At 65.2% G+C, this 22,032-nt stretch carries 14 protein-coding genes; 5 read left to right on the top strand and 9 right to left on the bottom strand.

The genetic code is table 11. The annotated features are described in order from the left end of the window. Nucleotides 1–18 precede the first annotated feature (18 nt). Nucleotides 19–555: a hypothetical protein gene (locus tag FIV42_RS12765; protein WP_141198066.1), complete on the bottom strand. Its 537-nt coding sequence runs from the start codon at nucleotides 553–555 to the stop codon at nucleotides 19–21. Nucleotides 556–805: 250 nt separating this feature from the next. Here FIV42_RS12765 and FIV42_RS12760 point away from each other — a divergent pair, with 250 nt between their 5' ends. Then, a complete protein-coding gene (locus FIV42_RS12760) occupies nucleotides 806–1,777 on the top strand; it encodes a hypothetical protein (RefSeq protein WP_141198065.1) in 972 nt (323 codons plus the stop codon). Between the two features lie 1,796 nt (nucleotides 1,778–3,573). After that, nucleotides 3,574–6,564: a variable surface family protein gene (locus FIV42_RS12755; RefSeq protein ID WP_141198064.1), complete on the top strand. Its 2,991-nt coding sequence runs from the start codon at nucleotides 3,574–3,576 to the stop codon at nucleotides 6,562–6,564. Nucleotides 6,565–6,990: 426 nt separating this feature from the next. On the opposite strand, the gene FIV42_RS12750 is transcribed toward FIV42_RS12755, so the two are convergent. The 5 genes from FIV42_RS12750 to FIV42_RS12730 all read right to left on the bottom strand — a co-directional run bounded on the left by FIV42_RS12750 (nucleotide 6,991) and on the right by FIV42_RS12730 (nucleotide 14,293). Continuing rightward, nucleotides 6,991–10,119 carry an error-prone DNA polymerase gene (locus FIV42_RS12750; RefSeq protein WP_141198063.1) on the bottom strand — a complete coding sequence of 1,043 codons (3,129 nt, stop codon included), beginning with the start codon at nucleotides 10,117–10,119 and terminating at the stop codon, nucleotides 6,991–6,993. Between the two features lie 183 nt (nucleotides 10,120–10,302). Next, a complete protein-coding gene (locus FIV42_RS12745) occupies nucleotides 10,303–11,799 on the bottom strand; it encodes a Y-family DNA polymerase (RefSeq protein WP_168210608.1) in 1,497 nt (498 codons plus the stop codon). Beyond that, nucleotides 11,777–12,427, bottom strand: a complete 651-nt coding sequence (locus tag FIV42_RS12740) for a P-loop NTPase family protein (RefSeq protein WP_141198061.1) — start codon at nucleotides 12,425–12,427, stop codon at nucleotides 11,777–11,779. The genes FIV42_RS12745 and FIV42_RS12740 overlap by 23 nt, the downstream gene beginning before the upstream one ends. A gap of 433 nt (nucleotides 12,428–12,860) precedes the next feature. Then, nucleotides 12,861–13,409: a hypothetical protein gene (locus FIV42_RS12735; protein ID WP_141198060.1), complete on the bottom strand. Its 549-nt coding sequence runs from the start codon at nucleotides 13,407–13,409 to the stop codon at nucleotides 12,861–12,863. A gap of 167 nt (nucleotides 13,410–13,576) precedes the next feature. After that, entirely contained in the window at nucleotides 13,577–14,293 is a 717-nt protein-coding gene (locus tag FIV42_RS12730; protein ID WP_141198059.1) for a hypothetical protein, read from the bottom strand. Between the two features lie 295 nt (nucleotides 14,294–14,588). Between FIV42_RS12730 and FIV42_RS12725 the strand changes: the two genes are divergently transcribed. After that, nucleotides 14,589–16,448 (top strand): hypothetical protein, encoded by a 1,860-nt coding sequence (locus FIV42_RS12725; RefSeq protein ID WP_141198058.1) that lies wholly within the window; start codon nucleotides 14,589–14,591, stop codon nucleotides 16,446–16,448. A gap of 30 nt (nucleotides 16,449–16,478) precedes the next feature. Here the strand turns inward: FIV42_RS12725 and FIV42_RS12720 are convergent, their stop codons facing one another. The 3 genes from FIV42_RS12720 to glpX form a co-directional block, all read right to left on the bottom strand. Then, nucleotides 16,479–17,225 (bottom strand): hypothetical protein, encoded by a 747-nt coding sequence (locus tag FIV42_RS12720; RefSeq protein ID WP_141198057.1) that lies wholly within the window; start codon nucleotides 17,223–17,225, stop codon nucleotides 16,479–16,481. Between the two features lie 184 nt (nucleotides 17,226–17,409). Then, the gene (locus FIV42_RS12715; protein ID WP_141198056.1) at nucleotides 17,410–18,171 is read right to left on the bottom strand and encodes a glucose 1-dehydrogenase; all 762 of its coding nucleotides are present in this window, start codon (nucleotides 18,169–18,171) and stop codon (nucleotides 17,410–17,412) included. A 107-nt stretch (nucleotides 18,172–18,278) separates the two neighbouring features. Continuing rightward, nucleotides 18,279–19,325 (bottom strand): class II fructose-bisphosphatase, encoded by a 1,047-nt coding sequence (gene glpX / locus FIV42_RS12710; protein WP_141201320.1) that lies wholly within the window; start codon nucleotides 19,323–19,325, stop codon nucleotides 18,279–18,281. A gap of 719 nt (nucleotides 19,326–20,044) precedes the next feature. On the opposite strand from glpX, the gene FIV42_RS30710 reads away from it, so the two are divergent. Both FIV42_RS30710 and FIV42_RS12695 read left to right on the top strand, forming a co-directional pair. Continuing rightward, a complete protein-coding gene (locus FIV42_RS30710; protein ID WP_141198054.1) occupies nucleotides 20,045–20,485 on the top strand; it encodes an MBL fold metallo-hydrolase in 441 nt (146 codons plus the stop codon). A 6-nt stretch (nucleotides 20,486–20,491) separates the two neighbouring features. After that, nucleotides 20,492–22,024, top strand: a complete 1,533-nt coding sequence (locus tag FIV42_RS12695; RefSeq protein WP_141198053.1) for a sigma-54-dependent Fis family transcriptional regulator — start codon at nucleotides 20,492–20,494, stop codon at nucleotides 22,022–22,024. Nucleotides 22,025–22,032: the final 8 nt, after the last annotated feature.

Raw genomic sequence — 22,032 nt, 5'->3', positions numbered from 1 at the left:
GTCGGGTCTAGATGCAAGCTAGCGCGCGTCGATAAAGCCGCCGCCGGCCTGCGGACGCCCGCCGTAGGGCGGCTGCATCTCGTAGTCCTCGAGGCTCAACCCGGCGACGATATTGAGCGCGTCTTCCATCTCGCGCAGCCACTGGGTGGGAAGCTGCATGAGCCGGTAGGTGCACCCGGCGCCGGTGCACGTGTCGCGCACGCAGACGAACCGGTACGGCACCGTCTGGCGGCGAAGCGCGCGGTTGACCCCGTCGAGCACCTGGCGCACCGCCGTCTGCAGGGTGGCGGTGATGGGCTGCTCGTAGTCGAGGCGCAGCTCGAAGCGGCTGCCTTCGACCTCGAACGAAAAGATCTCGCAGGTGCCGTTCTCGACGTGATCGATCTCGCCGAACTGGAACGACTCTGCTCCAAGCGTGGCCATCTTCTGGAGCAACTGCCTCCCCAGCCCGTTCGGGCCGAGCACGCGCGTCCAATCGAGCTCGTTGAGGGTTAAGTCGACATCAAACGCGAAACTGTCTTGTTTCAAGAGTTCGATCTTGGCCTGTGTGTCCACGTTTCAACTCCCTCGCAGCGTGATTACGTCGAAATGGCGCGACCGCTTTACACCAAAACAACCCGCGGTGCATTAAAATTAATAGACACATGTCAAAACGCGGGCAATAGATGACAGGCGAGGCAGCTTGCCAAAATCGTGCCAAGAGATAGTGAATTTCTTTGGCGTCGGGACAGTCTCACCGTACAACTGAGAACGTGGAACTGACCGATTGTATGGCTTCGAGGGCAGGCAGATGAAGTACGCAAAGATGAGTCGAATGACTGTGGTGGCGCTCGCGGCGGCGACGAGCATGTTGTTGGCCCACCAGGGCGTGGCCAGCGCCGAGTCGGCGCCCGACGCCGAGCTCGCCCGCTCGGGCGGCGCGGCGCCCGGCTCGACCGACGAGGGCCACGCCGGAGCCCGCACCCGGCGCTCCTACGAGACGGACAGCTCCTCGGAGTCCGACTCGAAGTCGAAATCCCGCTCGCGCTCCCGGTCGCGCTCGCGCTCCAAAAAGTCGAAGAACACCTCGGTCAAAAAGCCCTCCTCGAGGTCCACCAAAACGAGCAGCCGAAAGCCTCGCCGAAAGCGCTCGCGCGAGGTCACCGCCACGGTCGACGTGGGCGTGGGCCCGGCGTTCTACGCCTTCGGCAACCCGCTGAGCGGCGGTGCGCTGCTGTCGGGCCCGATCTACGAAGACCAGCCCTGGCACTACGGGCTTCGCTTCGACGCCGCCGCGATCATCGACTACGAGTTCTACCGCAAAAACCGCCACCTCGTGCCTCGTAAGTACCGGGGCATGTTCAAGCCCGACACCGAGATCCGCTACGCCCCGGCGGCCGTGGCGCTGATCCCGCGCAATATCTACTTCTCCCCCAAGACCAAGAATACCGGCGTCTACGGCGCCACCTGGGAGCTCGCTCGCCTGGGCCTCTCCCTCGTCAAGACCTCGTCGACGCGGCTAAGCGTGGGCGCCGGCGCGCTGCTCACCTACGCCTACATCGACTCTGACGTCTTCGAGTCGACCCACTTTCTGCGCCCGGGCGCCAGCGTCGGCGTCGAATTGGGCACGATGTTCTCGGAGACCTGGGGCATGAGCCTGGGCTGGGACTCGAACTTCTACCTGCCCCAAAATATCGGCGGCTCCATCCTCGAAGGCGACGACGACGACGCCCTGTGGCACGTCGGCGAGGGCTTTTTGATGATCCATTATCGCTTTCCGTACACCACGAAGCTTTGATACGCGCCTTGCAGGACACAAGCGTCTGCTATCGAAGTGAGCTCCACGCCTTGCAGGTCACAAGCGTCTGCTATTGAAGTAGAACTAGTATTGAAGGGCGGACGATTCGTTCCTCCATTGCGTGCGGCGACGTTCGGGTCGCTATCGAAGTGAGCTCCACGCCTTGCAGGTCACAAGCGTCTGCTATTGAAGTAGAACTAGTATTGAAGGGCGGACGATTCGTTCCTCCATTGCGTGCGGCGACGTTCGGGTCGCAGGAGAGTTTACACCTCTTCTGCGACCCGAGCGTATGTGACGCACAGGAGTCGCAACTCGTCCGCCCTTCAATGCTAGTTCCTTCAATAGAAGGCCGGCGTCGCTTGTAAGGCGCCCGCCGACACCCGTAAGGCGCCCGCCGACACCCGTCTGTAGCCCGCCGACACCCGTCTGTAGCCCGGCGTCACTCGTAAGGCGCCCGCCGAGCTGTGTCTGTAGCCCGCCAAGCTGTGTCTGTAGCTCGCCGAGCTGTGTCTGTAGCTCGCCGAGCTGTGTCTGTAGCCCGCCGAGCTGTGTCTGTAGCCCGCCGAGCTGTGTCTGTAGCTCGCCGAGCTGTGTCTGTAGCCCGCCGAGCTGTGTCTGTAGCCCGCCGAGCTGTGTCTGTAGCCCGCCGAGCTGTGTTTGTACCCAAGCAAGATCCGCCAGGCGCCCAGGTTTGATCAGCGATCGCCCGTCCAGGGGTGACGAGGCCGTTCGAGACCGCCGGGGTGACTCAACGCCCCGGCAATGGCATACCTCCCCCTTTCCCCAGCGATGCGGGCGCTTTTTTGGAGGGAGCCGGGGTCCGTCTCGGGCCCCGCACGTGTTCGAGCAAGGCGCGTGCCTTGCCTCAGACACGCGACAACACGGCGCCTGACACCGCGTCGACGGCTCCGTGATCGTGATCGTCGTCGTGATCGGCGGTTGTCGTTCGCGGCGAGACAAACGGCCGATCACGATCACGACGACGATCACGGCCGCACAACACGGTGCCTGACACCGCGTCGACGGCTCCGTGATCGTGATCGTGATCGTCGTCGTGATCGGCGGTTGTCGTTCGCGGCGAGACAAACGGCCGATCACGATCACGATCACGACGACGATCACGGCCGCATAACACGGTGCCTGACACCTCACCGTCAACCCACTTCGTGGGCCTCGATGGACGGGTTCGCCGACCACAACACGGTGTCTGGCACCTCGTCGTCGCGGGGTCCGTCTCGGGCCCCGCACGTGTTTGGGCAAGGCGTGTGCCTTGCAGGAAGACACGCAAGCTGGGGCGGGGACGCCCCAGGGCGGGCGAGGACGCCGCGCGGCCCGGCTGGGGCGGTGACGCCCCAGGGCGGGCGAGGACGCCGCGCGGCCCGGCTGGGGCGGGGACGCCCCAGGGCGGGCGAGGACGCCGCGCGCCCCGGGCAGGTTGTGCGCTTTCGCCATTTGTGTTGGATCGTGAGCCGGACGCCGTGACCGGTGCCGGCCGTCAACTCGGCGCGCTGCGCGCGCCATGGAGGTGGGTGGGCGCGCATCTAGCTTTCAGGCTTTCCGTCCACCGGGACAAGCCCGGTGGGGCGGCTGCCTCGCCGAACTGCGAAAACGAACCGCAGCTCAATCATTGAGCGAACCTGGCCAGGCGCCACGACTACCCCCCTGAAAATCTTGAACTTTGTACCAGAAACGCGTATCAAGGTTGTGTTAACTTGAAGCCGTGAACGGTACAGGATGGCACGGGCGAGCAGGGGGCGCGTGTGTCTTCGAGAACGCTGACTCAGCAGGAGTGTAGGATGATGCGCAGCACGTTTCGTTTGTTATGGATTGCCTTGATGGTGGCGGCGTTTGCCGCGGCCGGATGTGGGGACGACGGCGGGGGCAACAACAGCTCCTCGAACAACACCAACAACGGCGCAGACGCCGGCAACAACGACGCCGGCGGCGGCGACGGGGGCAACAACCTGCAGTGCGAGCACGAGTGCTCGATCATCGGCGCGATGCGCTGCGACGAGAGCGTCATCGAGGCGTGCACGGTCGACGCGAACGGCTGCAAGGTCTGGGAGGCGGGCGTCGACTGCGCGAACTCCGACAAGATCTGCGACGAGCAGGGCGACACCGCCGAGTGTGTCGGCGGCGCGGGTGAAACCTGCGACGACGGCGCCCAAAACCAGGACGAGACCGATGTCGACTGCGGCGGATCGGTCTGCGAGCCGTGCTCGACGGGCCAGCAGTGCGAAGAGGCGTCGGACTGCGACACCTCCAACTGCGACGCCAACAACACCGACCAGTGCGTCGACGCGACGACCGAGACCTGCACCGACGGCACCCAAAACCAGGACGAGACCGACGTCGACTGCGGCGGGGCGACCTGCGCGGCCTGCGAGGTCGACGAGGGCTGCACCGCCTCGAGCGATTGCCTGAGCGGCTATTGTGACACGAATAGCGGCACATGCCTGGCCGACGCGCCCTCGTGCGACGACGGCGTGCAAAACCAGGACGAGACCGACGTCGACTGCGGCGGCTCGACCTGCGGGGCCTGCGCCGAGGGCCAAACCTGCGCGCAAGCCTCCGACTGCTCGACGGGCAACTGCGACAGCGGCAACACCGACCAATGCGTGGCCGCCGACGCCGAGACCTGCACCGACGGCGTGCAAAACCAGGACGAGACCGACGTCGACTGCGGCGGCTCGACCTGCGGGGCCTGCGCCATCGGCGCGACCTGCAGCACCCACGACGACTGCGCCACCCAGGTGTGCGACTTCATCGACACGGGCACCTGCATCGACGCCACCCCGTCGTACGAGGTCGACGAGGACTTCGAGACCGGCGACTTCTCGCTGTTCCCCTACGACTTCAACAGCGACCAGACCTCGAACCCGAACCACTGGGAGATCGAGACCGACCCGGCCAACTGCCACGCCGGCAGCTACTGCATGCGCTCGAGCTCGGTGCACGGCGAGGGCGAGACGACCAGCGTCACCCTGAGCCTGAGCGTGCGCCAGGACACCACGATTTCGTTCTGGGTCAAGACCAACACCGAGCCCGGCGAGCACTTCTTTCGCTTTTATATCGACGGCGTCCAGCAGATCGAATTGTCGGGTCAGAACGCCTGGCAGCAGGTCAGCTTCCCGGTCTCGGCGACCGGCCCCAACGGCCCCAACCGGGTGTTCGAGTGGGAGTACAGCCGCTCGACCTACCTCGACCCGAACCACGTGCCGTGGAACGAGGTGTGGGTCGACGACATCGACATGCCCGCCTGGAACACCGAGCCGACGACGCCCGAGCAGCTCGCGCCGTGGAACGGCAAGCTGACCACCGACCGCACCCCGATGTTCCGCTGGCGAAGCTTCGACCCGGACTTCGACAGCATCATCTACGAGATGCAGTACGACACCGACCCGAGCTTCCCCGACCCCAAGGGCACCGGCGAGACCATCGACACCCAGTTCACCCCGCCCAGCGACCTGGACGACCAGACCGTCTACTACTGGCGAGTTCGCTCCAAAGACGACAACAACTACCGCTGGAGCGAGTGGTCGCCCATCTGGACGGTCCACGTCGACTCGACGTACGAGTACGGCGCGGTCTGGCAGCAGTCGACGAACGACCAGTTCGAGCTGAACACCCTGGCCGACGCGGTGGTGAGCAACGACTCGATCACGCCCGTGCAAATCAATTACAGCGGGTCGGACACGGGGTCGAGCACCTCGGCGGTCACTCTCAACTACTCGAACCTGCCGTCCGTGCCCACCGGGACGACCGGGCAGATTCGGATCAGCCTCGACGGAGACTTCAACAGCTCCTCGGAGTACGCCACCGTGAGTATCGAGGGGACCCATATCGGCACGGTCAACCCGAGCGCGTGCTCGGGCTCGAGCACACTGTCGATTCCGAACCTCGACCAGTACGTCAACGACGGGCAGACCACCATCCGCGTCAACTTCTCCAGCTACGTCGACGCCGGCGGCTGCTCGGGAGGCTCGTACACCCCGTATGCCTCGGGCACGCTGTCCTACGGGGCGAATGGCACCGCCACGGTGGTCACCGACACCATCGACTTCGGCATGTTCGGCGGCAAGCAGTTCTGGGAGAAGGTCCAGTGGGTCGGCTCGGGCGACGTGTCGCTGCGCGTGCTCGACGCCGCCGGCCAGCCCATCCCCGACACGGCCATCCCGGGCAACTCGGCCGGCCTGACCTCCAAGACGGTGCACCTGTGGGACCTCGACCCGGCGCAATACCCGGCGATCAAGCTCGAGGCGACGCTCGACGGCACCGCCACCCTCGAGAAGTGGCGCGTGGTCGGCAACGACGTGTTCGAGTGGACCTTCTCGCACGACACCGACACCGAGGGCTGGGAGGCCAAAGACCACCTGGCCACCCCCACGGCGACCGTCTCGGGCGGCATCATGCGCTTTGAGTCGACCGCCACCGGCGACGACCCGCGCATCGAGTACTGGTTCCCCCAGCCCATCGACGCCAGCCGGTTCAGCACCGTGGAGGTGCGGCTGCGCACCTCGAACAACTACAACGACGACACGGTCACGTTCATGTGGGACTCGAACTACGGCGCCTTCGACGCCTGGCGAAGCTTCACGCAAGGCCCGATCTTCTTGCTGCAGTTCCAGGACCTCACCTTCGACCTGACCGTCACCCCGACCTCGCCGCAGCAGCCGTGGCAAGGCCAGATCAACGCCATCCGCCTCGACCCGGTCGAGCGCTTCAAAGACCAGGCGGGCAACTTTGCCGACGGCTGGTTCGAGATCGAGCGCATCGCCATCTACTGAATTGACAGGCTAGCCAAACCGACAACTCGCAGCCCCTAAATCCTTAGCTGCCCACATAGCTGGCGTTTCATTTCTGCAAGGCAAAGCAGAGATGAAACGCCAGCTTTTTTGTGTTTGTTTTTGTTTTTGGGATGCCTTGCGGGTTTGCGACGCCCTCTATTTGAGCAATTAAGGATTTTGGGGTTGCGATTTGGGGTGTGTTCTTGCGTTGCGATTTAGGGTGTGTTCTTGCGTTGCGATTTGGGGTGTGTTCTTGCGTTGTACTTAGAGTGGGTTTCAAAACCGTTTTGAGGCACTGACAAAATGAAATTGTCGAGGCCAAAGCGAAAAGCGCAGGCGATGCCGGAGGCTATCGTCGAGCATTTTCAACGCAGGCATCGGCAATTTCACGAAGTCAGGGACCAAATAAGGTATTGAAACCAGCTCTTAGTGGAAGTCGCGGCTCTTGGGGCCTTTCGGCGTGCGCTCGAGGCGCGGGCGCCACAGCGTCTCGGCGACCAGGTGGACGACGCCCTCTTCGGACTGCAGTTGACCGCTGATGCCCAGAAAGTCCTGGGTCTTGGCGATGAGCTGGAAATTTTCGTAGACGCTCGGCCAGATGATCACGTTCAAAAAGCCCGTCTCGTCTTCGAGGGTCATGAAGATCGTACCCGACGCGGTCGACGGGCGCTGGCGGCAGATGACCAGCCCGGCGTAGTTCACGAACCGGCCGTGCGGCATGGCGCGCACGGTCTGGGCGTCGGGCAGGCCCATGCCGTCGAGGTGCTCGCGCAGGTGGGCCAGCGGGTGGCCGCGGGTGCTGTGCTGGGTGGTGCGGTAGTCCCACGAGATCGACTCGAAGTCGGCGAGCTCGTCGAAATCGGGCGTCTCTTCCTTTTCGCGCAGGTCGAGCGCGAGCTGCGGGGTGCGCGCCAGGCCTTTGACCTTCCACAACGCCTTGCGCCGGTCGGGCTCCAGCGGCTCGAGCGCGCCGGCCTCGGCGAGTTTTTCGAGCGTCTGCTCACGCAGGCCCGTCCGTCGCACCAGGTCCTCCACGCTTCGAAACGCCCGCTCGCTGCGCGCCCGCTCGAGCTTCTCCCACTCGTCCTCGCGCAGCCCCTTGAGAAACCGAAACCCCACGCGCACCGCAAAATTACTCTTTTGCTCTTTTGCTGTTTCGCTCTTTTGTTTCTTTTCCAACGTGCAGTTCCACCCACTCCACAACACATCGACCGGCCGAATCTCGACCCCGTGGCGCTTGGCGTCCTCGACGATCGTCGCCGGCCGGTAAAACCCCATCGGCTGCGAGTTGAGCAGCGCGCAGGTGAACTCGTCGAGATAGTGACACCGCAGATACGAGGTCGCGTAGCTGATCAGCGCGAAGCTCGCCGCGTGGCTCTCGGGGAAGCCGTAGGAGGCAAAGCCCTGGATCTGCAAGAAGATCCGCTCGGCGAACTCCTCGGAGATGCCCTTCTCGAGCATGCGAGCCCGCATGCGCTCGCGGTGGCGCTCCATGCGCCCGTTCTTGCGCCACATGCCCATGTCGCGGCGCAGTTGGTCGGCCTCGCCGGGGGTGTAGTCGGCGGCGACGACGGCCAGTTGCATGACCTGCTCCTGGAAGAGCGGCACGCCGAGGGTGCGCTCGAGCACCGGTTCGAGCGACGGGTGCGGGTAGGTCACCGGCTCCTTGCCCACGCGCCGGTTGAGGTAGGGGTGGACCATCTCGCCGGTGATCGGGCCGGGGCGCACGAGGCTGATCTCGACGACCAGATCGTAGTACTCGCGCGGCCGAAGCCGGGGCAGCATATTCATCTGCGCGCGGCTCTCGATCTGGAAGACGCCGACGGTGTCGGCCTCGCAGATCATGTCGTAGGTGGCCTCGTCGTCGGGCGGGATGGTCGCCATCGACAGCTCCACGCCGCGGTGGCGCTCGATCAAGTCGAAGGTCTTGTGCAGGTGCGTCAGCGCGCCCAGGCCGAGCAGGTCGACCTTGAAGAGCCCCAGATCTTCGACCGCGTACTTGTCCCACTGCACGACGGTGCGCTCGTCCATCGAGCCGTTCTCGATGGGCACCAGATCGTGGACCGGCTCGTGGCCCAAAAGAAACCCGCCCGGGTGGATCGACAGGTGTCTGGGAAACTCCAGAATCTCGTGGGCGTAGTGCATCAAGAGCTCGTGGGCCCGCGAGCTCGGGTCGAGGCCGGCCTGCTTTAACACCTCGTCGGTGGGCGCGTCGGCGCGCGACAAGATCTTGGCCAGCCGGTCGAGCGACGTGGCGGGCAGCCCCAGCGCCTTGCCGACGTCGCGCACCGCCGACTTCGCCCGATAGCGAATCACGTTGGCGACCATGGCGGCGTGATCGCGGCCGTACTTGTCGTAGACGTGCTGGATGACCTCCTCGCGGCGCTCGTGCTCGATGTCGAGGTCGATGTCGGGCGGCTCGTTTCGCTCCCGCGAGATGAACCGCTCGAACAAAAGCTTCATGCGCACCGGGTCGACGGCGGTGATCCCCAGGCAATAGCACACCGCCGAGTTTGCCGCCGAGCCGCGCCCCTGGCACAGGATGTCGCTCTTGCGGCAAAAGTCGACGATATCCTTCATCGTCAGAAAGTAGCCGCAATACTCGAGGTCCTCGATGATCTCGAGCTCCTTCTCGAGCTGGTCGCGCACCTTCCGGGGGATATGGCCGCGGTAGCGACCCATCGCGCCCTGGTACGTCAGCCGCCGAAGCCATTCGGCCGACGTCATCCCCAGCGGCAGCCTCTCGGACGGATACCGGTAGCGAAGCTGGGCCATCGAAAAGGAGCAGCGATCGGCGATCTCGCGGGTGTGGGCGATGAACTCGGGCCGGTTCTTGAACAGCTTTCGAAACGCGTGGGGCGCCTCGAGCGCGTGCTCGGCGTTGGGCTTGAGGCGCCGGCCGGCCTCGTGCAGCGTCACGCCGTGGCGAATGCAGGTCAGAATATCCTGGAGCGGGCGGCGATCGACGGTGTGGTAGAGCACCTCCTGGGCGGCGACGACCGGGATCTCCCACCGGCCCGCCCGCTCGAGCAGCCGCGCCTCCGTCTCGGCCTCCTCGGCACGCCGGTGCCGCGCGCAGATCGCATATAACCGGTCCGAGAACGCCTCACGAAGCCCGTCGGCGACGTCCTCGGGCGACTCCTCGCCGACCAGAAGCGATCGCTCCCCACCCCACAGGCACAACAGATCGTCTGCGTGCTCGCAGACCTCCTGCCACGTCACCACCGAGTCGCCCTTCTCACAGCGAAGCCGACCCTTGGTCAGCAGCCGACACAGGTTCGCATACCCCGCCCGCGTCTGCGCAATGAGCACCACCGTGGAGCGCTCATCGAGCGCCAACGCGTGCGCCGCCACGGTCACCTCCGCACCGACGAGCAGCTGGATATCGTGCTTGCGGGCCTCCATATGCGCCTGCACCACCCCGTAGACTCCGTCGCGGTCGGTCAACGCCATCGCCTCGAGCCCGTGCTCGTAACACGCCTCGACATACTCGAAGGGGTGGCTTGCGCCTTCGAGGAACGAGAAATTCGATTTGCACCAAACGGGAACGTACATGGGGGTTCTGCGTGCGTGCGTTTTGCCACCCCTCCCCGAGCGGGGAGGTGCCGAGCGCTGTCTGCGAGGCGGAGGGGGGCTCAGAAATCGAGCAGTCTCAACGCGAAAACGAGTCGGTATGCGACGCCCCCTCCGACGGCTCCGCTTCGCTTCGCCGCCACCTCCCCGCCCGGGGAGGGGTCGTTATTCGAAGCCACCATGGCGATACCAACGTTGTCGTTTTTCGTCCCAGTAGACCCACACGATCTCGCCGTCGGGCGTCTGGGCGAAGTGGTAGTCGCGGTGGACCCCGCCGGCCCACCAGCCGCCGGAGACGACGAAGGGGCCGGCGAGTTCGATGGAGTCGTCTTGCCGGTCGCGCTGCCGGTCGCGCTGCCGGTCGAGGTCGAGGCCGAGGCGGCTGTGCGAGAGCGGCTCGGGGCGGCGTCGGATGCGGCGTACCAGCGGGCGAAGCTCGATATCGTCGGGCTGCGCCTCGTCGAGGCGGTCGATGGGCTCCCATCGGTAGCTCGCCTCGGGCAGGTGGCCGTCGGCGAGGCGGGCGCGCACCACGGCTTCGTCGCCGAGCTCGGCGCGCAGCCGGGCCAGGGCGCGGTTGGCGGCGCCGAGGTCGCGCTTTTTCTTGGCGACGAACACCTCGAGCTGCTCGGTCTGGGCTTGGGCGGTGTGGGCGCACAGGTCGATCTCGACGACCCCCCCGCGCAGCTCGAGCGCGTCGAGGCGAAGGCGCAGCAGATCGAGGATCTGGCCCTCGTCGGTCGTCGGCTCGGCGGGGCGCACGTCGAACTTGTCGTGGCCCGCGCGCTCGTAGATGAAGACGACCTCCAGGCGCGTCAGCTTGTCTTGGCGTCGCTCGAGCTCGCTCAACAGCGGGTGCAGGTAGCGCTTGATCCAGAAGACGAGCTTCGTCGACACCGTCTCCGGGGCGCCCAGCGACAGGTGCTCTTCGGGGTCGTCCTCGGGCTTGTAGGGCGTCAGCGGCATCTCGAGATCGCCGCGGGCGCGCCGGTACAGCAACAGCGCCTCCTTGCCGAAGCGCCGGCGCACGCCCTCAGGCGGAAGCTCCAAGAGCTCGCCCACGCGCCCGATGCCGAGCTTGCGCAGTTGATCCCGGAAGTTGGGATCGACGTGCAGCGCCTCGAGCGGCACGCGTCGCACCAGCCGGTCTTGCTCGTCGGCCTCGTCGAGCACGAGCATGCCGCCGCGCTTGGCCCGCGCGATCGCCCAGGTGCCAAAACGGCTAAAGCCGACGACCACGGTCGTGTAGAAGCCCTCCTTGTCGAGCAACTCCTCGGCGACCGTCTTCGCCCAACGCTCGAAGGAGCGAAACAGGCGGTCGAGGCCACGCGCCCCGAGCCAGAAGATGCCCGGCTGGCCGTGGGCGGCCTCGACCACCGGGGTATAGTCGAGCAGCAGGCGCGCGATCTCGTCGACGCTCTCGGCGATCTCCTCGTCGGTGACGGTGCCCGCGTGCAGATCGTGCTTGAGCGACAGCGCCTGCGCGTAGCGCATCCCCGGCAGGATGCGCGAGCAGCGCGCGTATTTGTTCGTCCACTGCACGAGCCCGTTGGGCTGATCGCGGTCGACGACGACCACCGGGCGCTCTTGCCAGCCCGGGTTTCGCCGCAATAGGAGCTGCAGGGGCAGATCGATGACGTTAACGCAGGCCAGGCGGTCCACAGCACACCTCCTCGAAGCTCCAACCCGCCCCGCGCCGCTTGTCGCGCGTGACCTCGATACGACACGAAAACCGATCCTCGCCGGTGCGCTCACGCCCGGCGACCCCGCGAAGTGACACGAGCGAGGAGAGCGACGGCGCCTCGGCCGGTCGATGGGTCAGGCACAAAAGCGCCGTATCGTGCGCCTCGGCCCACTTCTGCAGCCGGCGCATCAACGGCGTGGGCACCGACGCGCCCTCGCCGAGGTCGAGCACGACCAACCCGAACGCCCCCGACCGAGCGAGCTTGTCGGCCGCGCGCGCCGCCTGATGGGCGTCGCGCACCCGGACCACCGGCAACGCCTCCAGATCGATCCCGCCCAGCGCGGCGTCGGGCGGAAAAAACGTCGCGTCCCCCGCCGACACCCACGCCGCCGGCTCGCCCTGGCGCTGCACCCGGTAGACCAGACCCATCGCCATCGTCAGCGCCGAGCTCGCCCGACCGCCGCACAGCTCGACGATGCGCCCGGCGAGCTCCTCGGGCACCCACTGGGCGACCTGCTCACCGGCACGCTGAGCCTGCCCGTCGAGCAGGCTCGCCGCGCGCACCACGTTGCCAAATTTTCCGAGATCGAGGGCGGGTCGAGGCATGATGGTCGAGGGCGCGAAACAGTAAAAACAAACAACATTAAGCTTGATCTTCCGGGTTGATCCGATCGATCGTGCGTCCCTGCACTAAACGTATGTTCACTGTTAAATTACTGCACGCATGTACAGTAGTCAATGGGTTTGGAGGGTGGCGTGTGGGTTATTGGAGGCGCCCCTCCGGCGGCTATGGCTTCGCCACGCCGCCACCTCCCCCGCGCAGGACGCGCCGGGGAGGAGCCTTTCGCCAGTTTGCGATGTGTGGGGTTCGCGTTGGAATCACTGCCCGATCGCCAAGGGGCACCTCCCCGCGGCCTTAGCCGAGGGGAGGTGCCGAGCGCCAGCCGCCGCAGGCCGCGACGCGCTCGGCGGAGGGGCCGCCCCAACAATCAGAAGCGCTGCGTTATGAGTAGGTTGCTAATCGTCGAGAGAGCAGGGTCTACTCTGCCGCCGACGCAGACGGCGAAGGGTTGTCACAACCAGACGCGTCGACCCAGGTACTTCGAGTCTTACGCTTGGTTTCGAGGGTGCCGGAATCCTGCAACCCGGCGTAGATCGAGTAGCCGAAAGCTGCGGCCGCGGCCAGAAAGACACCGCCGGTCACCAGATCCGACGTCCTTCGCTCCGACTCGGTGATGCCTCTGGCCACACCGAAAGCTCCGACGAAGCCAAAAGTGACCGCGCCGGTACCGTCGAGCACATAGCCGAACGAGCTGTACTCTTGGCGCCACGTCTCGTCGACCTCCAGTTCGACCCGCTGTACGCAGCGCTGGTAGACGCGGCGCACGCCTTCGCCTTGACCGGAGAGTTCACGCTCATTCGGCGTCTCTTCATTCGCCTCGGTCGACGCCGAGATCTCGTAGCTGCTGATTTCTTCGGTCATCAGCCGCGGTGAGTCGAGCGGGGTGCGCGAAATTTCCGTCTCGTCGACCTTGACCGGTGCCGGAAGAAGTGTGGTGCAGCCGCTTCCGCTCATGAGGACGGTCAACGCGAGAGCTGCTGCGACGGGTGCTGAAGGCTTTGCGACATGCATGAGAACTACACCAACTCGAAAACAGGGGGCATCAATCGATTCATCTGCGAAATCGGCCTTCTAGCATGCGGCTCGATGCCCCTCAAGCACCCGGCGAGGCGTCTACACCCGGCGCCCTTCACTCAGGTCAGATTCGGGAAGGGCAATTCGCAGGTGTCGCTGTCGGAGGGGCACACGGCCAGTTCGAAGGTGGTGTCGAAGTCGGCCTCCATCAGGCGATCAAACGGCGAGTCGGGGTCCTCGACGACGTCGTGCGGGCGCAGGCCCTGAGAGATGTCGGACTGGAAGACCTCGGTGTTGTCGGCGTCGGCCACCGAATCGGCGCTCCACACGACGATCACATCGCCTACACCGACGATATTGGCATCGTCGAAGAGTTCGCTCGTCTCGATGCTGCCACTCTCGTCGAGGTCACGCGCGATGACCACGTAGCCCAGACCGGCGCGGATGGGCGAATCCGGCTCACAGCCGCACTGGGCTTCGTCGTCGCAAGCACGCGTGCATAGCAGCTGCGCCTCTTCGGGATCGGTGATCTCGTCAGTGGAGATCTCGAGGGTGGTTGCCGAAGCGTCGAACGCTTCGTCATAAACCACCTGGGGCTCGGGGTCGGGCCCGTCGTCATCGAGCTGGACCCAGGCGAGAACCAGCCGCGCGTCGTCGGGTACCGAACCATCTTCGAGCTGGTTGACCTCGAGGCTCAATGTCTCTTCGGCCGTGTCGCCGCCGTCGGTGTTGTTGGCGTCGTCGTCGCTATCCCCGCAGGCGCTCAGTAGCAAACCGCCGGCGCAGAGAGCGATGGTCAGGGCGAGGCGAGTCTTCCGAGCAGTCTTGTCGAACATGGATGCTTCCTTTCAATCAGCAGTGAGATTCAACATTCATCGAGACTTTGTAGACGACCCTCCAGCGGGCCTACTGCGACTCATAGCACAAGCCATGCCAGCCCCGAGAGCACTGCTCGAGCGCGGTCGCCGACCCCAAACCGATGCCCATTACTCCACCCAATGGAGCAAGATGCATCCACAAACAACTGGTTGTTTTGATTGTGCAAATCAGCTGGCTGAATTAAACCGGCCCCGACACGTCCGAACGAATGATGGTACAAAGCCACCTGATTACCGAGCCTAGAGTCGAAGCATGAAGCGAGTTGTCGTCGTCTTGATTATCGCCGTGGGGCTACTTTCCGGGTGCGCGCATCGCCAGGCGCTCGACCGTGCGAGCACGCTCGAGCAGCAGGGCAACTATCGCGCCGCGCTCGACCAGTGCGAGCTGGCACAGCGCGTCGATCCGGAGTCGAAAGAGGCCGCCGATTGTGTGGCGAGGGTGCGCCCGCACGCAATCAACGCAGCGATGGCCGATGCGCGGGCGGCGTTCGACGCGGGAGATTTTCCGAAGGCGGTCGAATATCTCGATTACGTCGACCGAACCAGCCCGCGGCGAGTCGACGAGTCGCTCGCGCTTCGCGACAAGATCGATCGCATCCTGCGCGCGCGACTCGACGAGGCGCTCGAGGCCGAAGAGTACGGGTTGGCGCTCGACACGCTGGACGTGATGGCAGCCGTCGAGCCCGAGCGGGCTGCCGCACTCGAGCGACGCAAAGACCGAGTGCGCGCCTCGTGGGCCGACGCGCTCGTCGAGCGGGCGCGGGTGCACGAGAAGAAGGGCCAGAAGGGCGCCGCGCTCGTGCTCTTTTTGGGCGCCGATCATATCCGCGAGCACGCCGTGGCGCGCACGCAGGCCGGGCGGCTGGCCGACGCGCTTCGCGACGATGCGCTGTTCCAAGTCCACTGGGACTTCGAGGGGTCGAAGACGCGCATCGATGCGATCGAACGCGGCTTTGGAGCCGAGCTCGCCAAGCTGTCGAATACCCGTCGAGCCGACTCGAAGGCCGGCGCCGACTTGAAGCTCGACGCCGAGCTTCGGCGCAGCGACTGTGACACCACCCGCGTGTCGCAAGATGTGGCCCAGCAGGAGTATGTCGCCGGCACCGTCGTGGTCGACAACCCCACCTACGCCACTCTCGAGCAGCGGCTCGACGAGATTCGCGTCGACCTACGCGAGGCGCGTGAGCGGGTCGATCGTCGCCAGGCGAAGTACGACGAGCGCAAAGAAGATCTCGAATACCATCGCACCCAGGTCGTCCAGCCGCTCGCCCAGGAGCTCTACAACGTCGAGCAGCTCGTCCAAATGCTCGAGTCGAACGTGCAGATGGCCCAGCAGCGCCTGACCGAGGCCGAAGAGCAGCTCGCCCGTCTGCAGGCCGAGCAGGCTTCCGACGCGGCCATCGCCGCCCAGAAAGACACCGTCGACAAACGCGAAGACGAGCTGCAGGCCGAGCAGCAAAAGCTCGACAACGCCCAGGAGCGACACGAAGAGTTGTCGGAGCGCCACGACGCGGCGAAGGCGACCGACGGTGACCTCGAGACGAAGCTCGATACCGCCGAGACGCGCCTTCAAGACGCCATCGATGCGGTCGAGGCCGGTATCACCAAGAAGAAGCAACTCGCCGCGAGGCTCCAGCGCACGCCAAAGACGGTCGAAAAGGACGTCATCGACACCTTCGAGTACAAGGTGGCCACCTACGAGCGCCGCTGTGAGGCGGTGCTCTTCGTCGAGGGCGACAACGGTATTTCGACCGCGCTGGAGCACGTCGAGGTCGTCCAAGACGAAACCCACCGCGCGTTCCCGCGCTACGGCGTCAAAAAAGACCCCCTCGAATTGTCCGACGTGGACGACCAGTTGTGGGACAAGATCGACGCGCGCCTGGTCGAAGGCCTCGTGGCCATCGCCCGTCAGCAGCGCACCGTCGACCTCGACACGCACCTCAGCCGCGCCCGAAGCACCATGCTCGACAAGCCGCACACGGCCACCGACCTGTGGCTCGCGGTCTTCCTGACCGAGCCGCAGCACCTGACCAAGAGCGACGCCGAGGCGCTCGCCGAGCACCTGCAGCGCCACTACGGCGCGAGTCCCCTCAAGACGTTGTCGGAGATGTGATGGAGGTTGCTCGGGCGACCCGAGGGGCGATTACCCCTCGTCGTCCGAGCCGTTGTCGTCCGAACCCTTGCGGATTTCGAGCGACAAGCTTCCCAGCGCCAGCTTGAGGCGGCGCTGCTGCTCGTCGTCGAGCTTGTGGCTGAGCTTCTCGAGCTCGCGGTGCAGGTGGGTGAGCTCGCCGCGAAGCTCCTCGCATTTCTGCTCGGCTTGCTCCCGGCGCCCGCGCTCCAGATGATATTTGGCCCGCGCGCCGGTCACAATCTGGAGCTCCGAGCGAAGCTGGTCGTATTTCTCTTCGAGCTCGAGCCTGCGCCCACGCTCCTCTTGCAGCGCTTCGCGCAGCTCCGCCCGCTCCTCGTCGAGGCGGTCGAGCTCCTCTTCGAGGTCCGTCACGTAGGTGACTGCCCGGGTGACGTCATTCTGCGATGCGTCGAGCTCGGCCTCCAGGCGACCGCGGTTCTGGCGAAGCTCACTCACCTGGTCGAGCTGCTCGCGAATCAACGCCACGAGCTCATTTGCCACACCGGTGACAGGTTTGTCATCGGTGTCAATTTTGCCATCTGGCACAGCCGTGGCAGCCGTGGCAACTTCTTCTTCTCGCCCCTCCGGACGCTGCGGCGCCACGCGATAACGCTTGCCCTCCGGGGTCTCTTTGACCTCGATCTCCCCGTCATCAATGCGCCGATAGAGCGTACGCACGCTGATCCCGAGCAGCTCAGAGAGCTTCTCGCGGGTGTGCCATTCGTCGCGTTTGAAGTCGATGACACGATTTGACATGAGCAGGGCCTCGGGCTGACAGGAACGTGGCACAAAGGTGCACACGTTTGACAATAACCTCTGGCGGATCCCTGTCAACGAGGTTCGAGGGAGGGTTCACCACGGAGGGCACGGTGAACACGGGGAAAACAGATACTGCGCTTTTCTCCGTGTTCCCCGTGGCCCCCGCGGCAAATATGCCCCTTCAGCCGGTCGTATAGCCCCCGTCGACGGGGAAGGTCTGGCCGGTGACGTAGCTCGACTCGTCGGAGGCCAGGAAGACGGCCATGGGGGCGATTTCTTCGGGTTGGGCGTAGCGACCCAGCGCGGCGCGCTCGGTGAACGGCTTGCGAAGTTCCTCGTTCTCGACGAGCACCGAGGCGAATTTGGTGTCGACCAAGCCCGGGGCGATGGCATTGACCCGGATATTGCCGGCGCCGAGCTCGACGGCCAGCGTCTCGGTCATCGAGATGACGGCGGCCTTGGTCATGCCGTAGATGCCCTGAAAAGGCGCGGCCTGCATGCCCATGACGCTGGTCATGTTGATGAGCGAGCCGGGCTGATTGGCCGCCAAGAGCCGGCGGGCGACGCGCTGGCACATGCGAAAGTAACCGCGGGCGTTGACCTCGAAGGTTTTCTCCCACGCCCAATCCTCGGCCTCGACCATCGGGCCGAAGTACGGGTTGGTCGCCGCGTTGTTGACCAACACGTTCGGCAAGCCGACCTCGGCCTCGACCCAGTCGATCAGCTCGTCGATCTGGTCGGCGTCGCCCACGTGACACGCGCTGGCAAAGACCGAGTCGGGGTACTCGGCGTTGATCTCCTCGGCCACCTCGTCGAGCGTCTCTTGCTTGCGCGACGAGACGACGACCTTGGCACCCTCGCGGGCAAACGCCGCGGCGACGGCCTTGCCGATGCCCCGGCTACCACCGGTGACAATGGCGATTTTTCCATCCAGACGACTCATAGCAACTCCAAACAAGAAATTTACCACTGGGAGCACGGGGAGCACGGAGAACTACAGATTTAATTTTTGACGCCTCTCCCCGTGTCTCCGTGGTGAAAAATGCCGTTCTACTCGAGCTTGGCCGCCACCGACTCACCGAGGGTGACGTTCTTTTCCTTCTCGGCCATCTTCTCGTGCAGGCCTTCGGGGGTGTAGTGCGGCTTGCGCTCGAAGTGGTGCTGGGCTTCGATGGTGCGGATGGTGCCCGACTTGGAGCGCATGACGATCGAGTGGGTCTCGGCGCCGCCCGAATAGAAGCGCACGCCCTTGAGCATCTCGCCGGTGGTCACGCCGGTGGCCGCGAACATCAGTTCGCCGTGGGCGAGGTCGTCGATGGTCAGTTTGCGGTGGATGTCGGAGTCTTCGCCCATGACCTTGCGGGCGCGCTCCATCTCCTGCTCGTTGCGGAAGATCAGGCGAGCCTGCATGTCGCCGCCCACGCACTGCAGCGCAGCGGCTGCGAGCACGCCCTCGGGGGCGCCGCCGATGCCAAACAGGATGTCGATGCCGGTGTCTTCCTGACAGGTGGCGATGGCCGCGTGGACGTCGCCGTCGGGGATGAGCCGGATGCGGGTGCCCGTCTCGCGCACCTCTTTCATCAGCTCCTCGTGGCGTGAACGATCGAGCATGATCGCGGTGAGCTCCTCGAGCATCACCCCTTTGGCTTCGGCCAGCGCCTTGAGGTTTTCGGACGGCGTCTTGTCGATGTCGATGACGCCGCGGCCTGCCGGGCCGACCGCGATCTTGTCCATGTAGATGTCCGGGGCGAGCAGCATGTTGCCGTGGGGAGCCATCGCGATGACGGCGATGGCGCCGGGGCGGCCGCAGGCGCACAGGTCGGTGCCCTCGAGCGGGTCGAGCGCAATGTCCATCTTGGGGTCGTTTTCGCCCTGACGGCCCACCTCTTCGCCGATGTAGAGCATGGGCGCCTCGTCGCGCTCGCCCTCACCAATGACGACCGTGCCGTCGATGGGAATGGCGTCGAAGGCCGCGCGCATCGCGCTCACCGCCTGGTGATCGCTGTGGTGGGCGTCGCCCTGACCCATCGTCCGAGCCGACGCGATCGCCGCCGCCTCCGTTACACGCACAAGTTCCAGCGCCAAGTTCCGGTCCATCATAACAATGTCTCCGCCGCGATGATTTGAGGTTGTGGTACCGCCGTCGAGTCGGTGTGTAGCAAACGGATTTGGCTTGTTCAATAGATGCCAAAGCCCGCTCGTAGAGTTGCTTGTTTTCGGTGTTCCAAAATCGAACAGACGTCGTGCAAGTGATCCATAATGGAACACCTGCGGGCGCCTGCTGGAGCGGTCGATACCCACCGGGAACCGTCTACAGCGCCTTCTTGTCCGACTGGCATCGAGCTTGCTCAATGGTATGCACAGAAGTTCTCACGAAAAGAAACGGCAGGAGGAGATGATGCTGAGAGTACGATTCTGGGGCACACGCGGCAGCATTCCGGTGTCGGGCGAGCGTTATTTGGAGCACGGTGGGGCGACGACCTGCTTGGAGGTGGTCGATGAGGCCACCGAAGGGCGGATCATCATCGACTGCGGGTCGGGGATGGCTGCGTTGGGACGCGAGTTGAGCGCGGTGGCGGTCGACGCCCTCGTGCTTCAGACGCATTTTCATTGGGACCACATGCAAGGCTTCCCGTTCTTCTCGCCCGTCTACCGGCCCGACACGCGCCTCGAGATGTGGGCGGCGCGCCACGACGACACGGGTTTCGAGGAGGTGCTCGACACCCAAATGACCCAGCCGAGCTTTCCGGTCGGCCTGGACGCGCTGCCCTGCGCGCTGTCGTTTCGGGAGTTGCCCCAGGAGGGGAGCGCGACGTATCGCAACCTGGCGCATCTCGTGGCTCGACCTCGACCACCCGTCGTCGAACACCGCCTACCGCCTCGACCACGAAGATGGCTCGCTCGTCTTCACCGGCGACGTCGAGATTCGACAGGGGTGCCGCGAGCGCCTCGTCGAGTTCGCCGCCGAGGCCGACGTGCTCGTGATGGACGCGCAGTACACCAACGCCGAGTACCCCAGCAGGCGAGGCTTCGGCCACTCGACTCCTGAAGACGCCGTGTCGGTCGCCGCCGACGCCGGGGTCGCGCGTCTCTTTTTGACCCACCACGACCCGACCCACGACGACCTGATGCTCGCTCAGATGCTCGCCCACGCGCGCCAGTTCGCCGGCGGAAAGGTGCAGGTCGACAACGCCCGCGACGGCCTCGAAGTCGAGGTGGGCTGCGGTCGACCGTCCAAAGCTGCTCGTGTACGGTAGGAGACCATGGCCGATAACCGACATCTACTGCTCCTTTCGCTGGGCGAACTCATCACCCAGGAGATCAGCGCCGCGCAGCTCGTCGAGCGCATCGTCGACCTCGTGGTGAAGCTGCTCGAGGCCGATCGCGGCACGATTTATCTGCTCGACGAAGGTCACGGCGAGCTGGTCAGCGTGGCGGCGCACCTGCCCGAGATCGACGAGCTTCGCGTGCCACTTAGCGAGGGCGTCGCCGGCCACGTCGCCTCGACCGGAGAGGTCGTCAATCTGCCCTCGGCGCGCCACGATGCGCGTTTCTGGGAAGCGATCGACCAGCGCACCGGCTACCAGACCGAGAGCATGCTCGCCGCGCCGCTGTGGGACGCGCGCCGGCGGCTCATCGGCGTGGTGCAGCTTTTGAACAGCAAGCGCGGCCGTTTTAGCGAGGCCGACGCCGCCACACTGGCCGACGTCGCCGAACAGGCCGCCGCGCTCATCGAGCAGACCACCCTTCGCCACGAGCTCGGCTGGGCGTCGACGCTCGTCGAGGGGAGCGAGGAGCTCGCCGACGAGGCGCCGCAGCTTGTGCTCGGCGAGAGCTTCAACCGCATCGTCGGCCAGGGCCCGGCGATGCGCGGCGTGCTGCGCGACGTGCAGCGCGTGGCCCCCACCGACGCGACAGTGCTCCTGCGCGGCGAGTCGGGCACCGGAAAGAGCCTCATCGCCCGCGCGCTCCACTACAATTCGCCCCGGCGCGACGGCCCCTTCGTGGCGGTCGACTGCACCACGCTCCCCGAAACGCTGATCGAAAACGAGCTCTTCGGCCACGAGAAGGGCGCCTACACCGGCGCCGACGCCACCAAACGCGGCCGCGTCGAGCTCGCCGACGGCGGCACGCTCTTCTTGGACGAAATCGGCGACCTGTCGCCGGTGCTACAGGCCAAACTGCTCAACCTGTTGCAAGAGAAGACCTTTCGCCGCGTGGGTGGCAACGACTTGCTGCGCGCCGACATCCGCATCCTGGCGGCGACCAACCGCGATCTCGAGGCCTCGGTTGAAGAAGGGCACTTTCGTGAGGACCTCTATTACCGGCTTCGCGTCGTCCAGATCGAGATGCCCCCGTTGCGACAGCGCGGCCGCCAAGACCTTATGCAGCTCGTCGACCACTTCGTCGAGGCTGCCGCCAAGCGTCACGGACGCCGGGTCGACCGCATCACAGAAGAGGCGATGGCCATGCTTCTCGGCTACGGATGGCCCGGCAACGTGCGCGAACTCGAGAATTGCCTGGAGTCAGCGGTCATCTTCTCGGACGGCGAGATCTCACCGTCGACGCTGCCGCTCCCCCAGCAGGGCCGAACCCGCAAGATCCGGGCGCTCGGCAGTCAAACGGACGCCCCGCCGGATCGATTCGTCGACGAGCCGTCGCTCGCCGAGCTCGAGGCGCGCTACATCGCTTGGTTGCTCGGCGAGTACGACGGCAACCGGTCGGCTTGTGCGCGGGTGCTCGGGATCGGGCGCAACACGTTATTGCGCAAGATTCGGGAGTACGGGTTGGAGTGAGTTTCGAA

The organism is Persicimonas caeni (assembly GCF_006517175.1).
Classification (GTDB): Bacteria; Myxococcota_A; Bradymonadia; order Bradymonadales; family Bradymonadaceae; genus Persicimonas; species Persicimonas caeni.
Note: the sequence above shows the minus strand (reverse complement) of the source record. Positions and strands in the feature narration are given on the sequence as shown.